Below are 3,570 nucleotides of genomic sequence, written 5' to 3' on the forward strand. Positions count from 1 at the left end.
CGCCGGATGCATTCCTCGATCGGCACGTCGACGAACACCTCGACGAACGCCTCCGTCCCCACCATGTCGCGCACCAGCGCGCGCTCGGACTCGAACGGGGAAATAAAGCAGCAGATCACCACCAGCCCCGCCTCGACGAACAGCTTCGCCACCTCCCCCACCCGGCGGATGTTCTCCACCCGATCGGCCTCGGTGAAGCCCAGGTCGCGGTTCAGCCCGTGCCGCAGGTTGTCGCCGTCCAGCAGCATCGTGTGCAGTCCGCGCGCGTGCAGCGCCTTCTCCACCAGGTCCGCGATCGTCGACTTGCCCGACCCGGAAAACCCGGTGAACCACACCACCCGCGGCGTCTGCTGCATCAGCCGCGCCCGCGCCGCCTTGTCGATCGCATGATGCTGGCGGTGGATATTGGTCGCCCGCCGCAGCCCGAACGCAATCATCCCGGCCCCCGCCGTCGCATGCGTCGCCCGGTCGATCAGGATGAACGAGCCGGTGCGCCGGTTCTCGCTGTACGGATCGAACGCCACCGCCCGCGCGGTGGAAATGTTGCAAAAGCCGATCTCGTTCAGCCCCAGGGTGCGGCCGGGTCCGTTCTCCAGCGTATTGACGTCGATCGTGTGCTTCAGCGTGGTGACCGAGGCCGGCGTCTCGGCCGAGCCGATGCGCATCAGGTACGACCGCCCGGGCAGCATCGCCTCCTCGCTCATCCACAGCACGTGCGCGGCGAACTGGTCAACGCAGGCCGGCCGCGCGTCGGGATGGCTCAGCACGTCGCCGCGGGTGACGTCGACCTCGCTGGCCAGCACCAGCGTCACTGCCTCGCCCGGCAGCGCCCGCTCGCGCTCGCCGTCGAACGTGACGATCCGCGCCAGCCTCGCGGTGACGCCGGAGGCCGCCACCACCAGGTCGTCGCCAACCCGCACCTGGCCGGACGCCACGGTGCCGCTCAGGCCGCGGAAGTCCAGGTTCGGCCGGTTCACCCACTGCACCGGAAAGCGGAACGGCTGCGCCGCCAGGTCACGCGCGACGTCCACCGTCTCCAGGTGCTGCAGCAAGGTCGGCCCGTCGTACCACGGCGTCCGCGCCGAGCGGGTGGTGACGTTGTCGCCATAGCGCGCCGACAGCGGCACCGGGCAGATCGCGGCGAACCCCAGCGCCTTGGCGAAGCCGACGTAGTCGGCGACGATCTGGTAGAACACGTCCCCGGCGAAATCCACCAGGTCCATCTTGTTGACCGCCAGCACCACCGAGCGGATGCCCAGCATGGAACAGATAGTGCTGTGCCGCCGGGTCTGCGTCAGGATGCCCTTGCGCGCGTCGACCAGGATCACCGCCAGCTCCGCGGTCGAGGCGCCGGTCGCCATGTTGCGGGTGTACTGCTCGTGGCCCGGCGTGTCGGCGACGATGAACGCCCGCCGCGGCGTGGTGAAATAGCGGTAGGCGACGTCGATGGTGATGCCCTGCTCGCGCTCCGCCTCCAGCCCGTCGACCAGCAGCGCGAGGTCGACGTCTTCCCCCAGCGTGCCGTGCCTGCGGCTGTCGCGCGCCACCGCCGACAGCTGGTCCTCGAAGATCAGCTTCGAGTCGTACAGCAGCCGCCCGATCAGCGACGACTTGCCGTCGTCGACCGAGCCGCAGGTCAGGAAGCGCAGCAGCTCCTTCTCCGCCGCCGGCGGGGCGGACCCGGCGTCCAGGCCGATGGGCATGTCAGGCATCAGAAATACCCCTCGCGCTTCTTGCGTTCCATCGAGCCCGCCTCGTCGTGGTCGATCAGCCGTCCCTGCCGTTCCGACTGCCGCGAGGCCAGCATCTCGGCGATGATGTCGTCGACGGTCGCGGCCTCGGATTCCATGCCGGCGGTCAGCGGGTAGCAGCCCAGCGTGCGGAAGCGCACCCGCAGCATCGTTGGCTGCTCGCCCGGGTCCAGCGTCAGCCGCTCGTCGTCGACCAGGATCAGCTGGCCCTGGCGCCGCACCACCGGGCGGGGCCTGGCGAAATACAGCGGCACCACCGGGATTTCCTCGGCGGCGATGTACATCCAGATGTCGGTCTCGGTCCAGTTGGACAGCGGGAACACGCGGATCGACTCGCCGCGGGCGATGCGGGCGTTGTACAGGTTCCACAGCTCCGGGCGCTGGTTGCGCGGGTCCCAGGTGTGCTGCGGCGTGCGGAACGAGAAGATCCGTTCCTTGGCGCGGCTTTTCTCCTCGTCGCGCCGCGCCCCGCCGAACGCGGCGTCGAACTGCCACTTGTCCAGCGCCTGCTTCAGCCCCTCGGTGCTCATCACCTGGGCATGCACGGTGGGGCCCGACGCGATCGGGTTGATGCCGCGGCGCAGCCCGTCCTGGTTGGTGTGCACGCGCAGCTCGATGCCCAGCTTGGCGGCGAGGATGTCGCGGTAGACGATCATCTCGTGGAAGTCCCAGGTCGTGGCGATATGCAGGAACGGGAACGGCGGCCGGGCCGGGAAGAACGCCTTGCGCGCCAGGTGCATCATCACCGTGGAGTCCTTGCCGATGGAATACAGCAGCACCGGATTGCGGAACTGCGCCACCACCTCGCGCATGATCTCGATCGCCTCGGCCTCCAGCCGGCGCAGGTGCGGCGACAGGCGGCGCCCGCGCGGGGCGCCGTCGGCCTGGGCGACATAGCGGGCGATGGCGGCCTCCAGCGGGGTGTCGGCGGTCTGGCGGAACGCCATCGCCCCGGCCGCGCCGCCTGGCACAGGCTCGGTCATGGTCGCGGATGAGGCCGGCATGGGTGACACTCCATCGAAACAAAGGCGCAACGGGCGGGCCGCGGCGCGGGTCTCAGATGACCATCCGCGACCCGGCCATGGCCATGGTCACGGCCAGGATGGTGCGCAGGGCGAACTCCGGCAGCCGCGACGACAGGACGCTGCCGATGATGATGCCGGGAACCGAGCCGCTGAGCAGCGATCCCAGCAGGCCCCAGTCGATCGAGCCGAGCATCCAGTGGCCGAGCCCGGCCAGCAGGGTCAGCGGCACCGCGTGGGCGATGTCGGAGCCAACCAGGCGGGCGATCTTGATGTGCGGATACAGCAGGATCAGCACCGTGGTGCCGATGGCGCCGGCGCCGACCGAGGTCATGGTGACGAGGAACCCCACCAGCGCGCCGGAGGCGACGGTCATCGCCGCCTGCCGCCGCGGCGACAGCTGGGTGGTCCAGCCGGCCGAGGCGCGCACCAGGCGGTTCCTCAGCAACAACGTTATCGCGGTGCAGATCAGCGAGATCCCCAGCACGTCCGAGATCACCCGCTGCGCCGCGGCGTTGTGCAGGTCGACCTGCGACAGCAGCAGGATGGTCAGCACCGTCGCGGGGATGCTGCCGGCGGCCAGCGTGCGCACGATGCGCCAGTCGACCGTGTCATGGAAGCCGTGCACCAGCGAGCCGACCGCCTTGGTGAGCGAGACCTGCAGCAGGTCGGTGCCGACCGCGACCGAGGGATGGATGCCGAACAGCAGCACCAGCAGCGGCGTCATCAGCGAGCCGCCGCCAACCCCGGTCAGCCCGACCAGCATGCCGATGCCAAAGCCGACCGATGGGTAGACC

3 protein-coding genes are annotated in these 3,570 nt (G+C 69.7%); all 3 read right to left on the reverse strand.

The features are described 5' to 3' along the window. Nucleotides 1-1,712 (reverse strand): sulfate adenylyltransferase subunit CysN (cysN, locus tag CCS01_RS16255; RefSeq protein ID WP_104519837.1); only part of this gene is annotated, 1,712 nt, incomplete at its 3' end. Then, a complete protein-coding gene (gene cysD / locus CCS01_RS16260; RefSeq protein ID WP_239992195.1) occupies nt 1,712-2,755 on the reverse strand; it encodes a sulfate adenylyltransferase subunit CysD in 1,044 nt (347 codons plus the stop codon). The genes cysN and cysD, both read right to left, overlap by 1 nt. 52 nt (nt 2,756-2,807) lie before the next feature. After that, nucleotides 2,808-3,570 (reverse strand): TSUP family transporter (locus tag CCS01_RS16265; RefSeq protein ID WP_204848313.1); only part of this gene is annotated, 763 nt, incomplete at its 5' end.

Origin of the sequence: Rhodopila globiformis (assembly GCF_002937115.1) — a bacterium.
Lineage (GTDB): Bacteria > Pseudomonadota > Alphaproteobacteria > Acetobacterales > Acetobacteraceae > Rhodopila > Rhodopila globiformis.